Source organism: Nostoc cf. edaphicum LEGE 07299 (assembly GCF_015207245.1).
In the GTDB taxonomy this organism is placed as follows: domain Bacteria; phylum Cyanobacteriota; class Cyanobacteriia; order Cyanobacteriales; family Nostocaceae; genus Nostoc; species Nostoc edaphicum_B.
The window spans coordinates 1-3,246 of record NZ_JADEXF010000750.1; the positions used below are offsets into that span (position 1 = coordinate 1).

Consider the following 3,246-nt stretch of genomic DNA (forward strand, 5'->3'; position numbering starts at 1 on the left):
AACTCCGAGTTTTCTATCTCTAATAATTGACGCAAGTGCTGCATGAATCTCACCTCCAAATATTTTCGTAGCGAATAAAACTTGGCAAACCTCTGCGCCCCTTTGCGTTTACTCCGCGCCCCTACCCTGCGGGAAGGCGTTCGCGTAGCGTCTCGTAGAGAAGCGCCTATGCGTTTAAAAATATTAATTTTTTTCAACGCAGAGGAACGCATTCGCAAAGCGTCTCGTAGAGAAGGTTAGCGCAGAGGAACGCAGAGGTTTAATGTATGCCGCAAAAGGGATCGCGTTCTTTATCAACTTCATTAGGTTGCAATTCTAATTCAGCACGATACACACATCCTTCTTCTTTCAGGCATTCTTGATTTTGTGATGTCCAGTAAGGTACTTCACCGGCGTGCATTCTTAGAATACCTCGATCGTCGAGAGTTACACGATATTGGCAAGGGTAATCTGTTGTTACATCTGGTTTGCTGAGTGCGCCAATTCTTATCCATTTTTTGCTGTTGGTTTCGGCATCTGTTTGATAAACATAGAAGGTGTGTTGCCCAGTTTGTGGGAATGGAGGTAAGGGATTACTAATTAACCCAATTCCTGGTTGCGTCACTCCATCCCGCAAATAATGAAATTTGTGAAATGTTTTACTACCATCATTTCCGACTTCAAATACAAGATGATAGGCATCTGGTTGATCGACGGTTGCTGACTCAATCACATTGACAGCAATATCACCATCATTCAAGTCTTTATTGAAGCCTTCTACAGCAATATTCCAATTCAATTTACCATCAGCAAATAGCGCTGAAGTTTCTGAAACTACCGATTCTAAATCAATACCAGAAATATCAATCAAATAATGGGGATTTCCTTGACAAAGCAATACGTTAAATTCGAGGGTTTGGTCAATCTCAAACTGGACTTTGATTTTTTTCAGAAACTCTGCTTCTGGCATCTCCAGTTGATTCATGAGGTTTTTGCCGTCAAAGCTTCCCCATAGTCGTAAATCTCCCTCTTCGTAATCTTGACGGTAGATAATATTAGTTAATTGTATGCCTTGCCAATGAGTACGGACTTTGGCGACAGTTTCCCAAGGTGCGAGTTGATAGAGTTCTTGTCCGGCTTTGAATATAGTTAGTAAATCGTTGCTTTGGGTTTTGCGTTTGAAGTTGCAGGGTAAATAATAAAACAGGTTTTTAACATCAATTTCTAGCTGGTTGGCTCCCTTACGCAACAAGCTTTTAGACTCTTCTGGATCAAATCTCAATCTTCGTAATTTTTCAGCATAACAAGCCCCGGCGGAGGTGGCTAGCTTGGTAAATTCCAGCACAAAGGTAATTCGTTCTGGATTCCAGACAAAATATGGAGACTTACTAAATTCTTGATAAATTTGGCGCTGTACTATGTCTAAATTACAAGTTTTGCCAGACAAAATTAACCAATCAACTTTTTGGGAATTACAAGAATCTTTGGTGAGATCGTCGGGACGCAAACGACTTTCCATTAATCCTTTGGCAATTCCAATAGCTTCTTTAATTCCTGAAGCCGCAGATCGTTCAAATTGCTGGTTATCTAAAGTGACGCAGATGTTATTTGGATCTTTGACTTGCAATTTAATGGCGCTTTGGGTAAGCAATTCGGAAATTTGCTGCTCAGAAAGTGTGAAGGTTAATAGAGAATCCTCTGCTGGTGGCTTTTGCCCAAGTTTAAGTTTGGCGGCTTCTGCATAATCCCAGAGAATATAAAAGGATTGCAGACGTTGAGGTGCTTGTTGCCAACGGGTGGGCAATACTTTATCGGCAGTGTCAAGAGCATCTTTGTAAGAAATATCACCTTCTGGATTTTCTCTATCCAGACATTTTAAAAGACTGCCAGTTTTGAATTTGCCTTGTTCTAAGAAGCGCTCGTTTAACTCGGAGTTAATTAAATCTTCTAGCTTTTCATTTTCTAGATCGCCTGTTGTGACTGCTGTCAATAAAAAGTCTGCGATCGCAACTTTTAATAATCTGAAAATTCGCAGTGTAATTAACTCACCGCCTAGCTGTAAATGACCGGATGAACCTAATAGTTTAGGGGTAAGCTTATAGTAACGTCCTCCTAAACCCCGGTCTTCATAATCAGCAAAAGCTGGGGTTTTATCTTCTAAAGTCAGTTCGATTAAAGCTAAATCTGTGGTTCCCCCGCCGATATCTAAGACGAGGACATTTTGTGACCATTTATTTCCTGCTTGGCGACAACGGGTTTTGAATGACTCAATGCCAATGTTGAGATTACCACCAAATTCTCGCCATAAAAAGAATATCGCTACAGAAACGGCTTCATCATAAGCAGTTTGCACATCATCGATTCCCAACTGCTCAACCAGTTCTTTAACTTCTTTACGAACTACTGGTGGTGCGACTGTTGGGTAGGTGACAACTGCTGTTAAAAAATCTCCTTCAGAAAATCTGCGCCGTGCGTGTTGGCGGTAGTCTTCAGTTAACTCGATTAAATGCGCCCAAGCAGATTGTATTAACTGGTTAGCGGTAATTGTTTCTTCTTCACCATCCAAAATAACTGAAAATGATCGCTCCTGGCCAAAATAGCGTTTGGGTGAATGGTGAAACCTGCTGATAATTTCCTTTAAAGAACCGCTTGTACCTTGAGCGATCGCTTTCTTTCGGTTATCTCTAGCTTCCCTTCCCATCCGCAGTTTTAAGTCCCCTAAGTGCGAAATTTCCGACTCGCTGGGAATTTCAGTATCACGGCGATCGATATCCAGCACAACTGGGATCAGATTTTGCGACTCTAGGGTAGGGACGCGGAACACCTCATGATAGATTTGGTAAAGTTTTTTGCTGATAGCACGGCGGAATCTCTCGCTGTTTCCTAAAGAAAGTTCAATTTGGCGAATTGCTTCCAAAAATCGCTCTTTATTATCACTTTCAAATACTTCACTCAATCGGCTAGGTTCTATCTCCAAATTTTTGCTAATCTCTGTGATAAACTTTGCCCAATCATCAGCGCTGACATCCGGTAAAGCTACGGAGGCGGAAGAACTGAGCCATTGCGATAAGCGATCGCGCAACCGCATTTCCTGTTCTTTGGGTAAAATTTCTGCGATCGGTACTTCAATTGGATCGAAAAGTGTGACTGTGGAATTCGATGTACCAAAATCTAAAGCAAACCATCCTGGAAATCTTTTTTGTTGTTTCTCGCTTGCTTCTTGCTCGCTATATTTGTTGAGTTGAAAAGGGTTCATTATATTATCAC

The 3,246-nt window shown here is 41.4% G+C and carries 2 protein-coding genes; both read right to left on the reverse strand.

Going from position 1 to position 3,246, the window contains the following annotated elements; all coding sequences use genetic code 11:
• The coding region (locus IQ229_RS24250) for a hypothetical protein (protein ID WP_228013595.1) at positions 1–212 on the reverse strand (212 nt) is incomplete at its 3' end.
• Between the two features lie 47 nt (positions 213–259).
• Positions 260–3,246: acetate and sugar kinases/Hsc70/actin family protein (locus IQ229_RS20075; RefSeq protein WP_194046751.1), on the reverse strand; the 2,987-nt coding region annotated here is incomplete at its 5' end.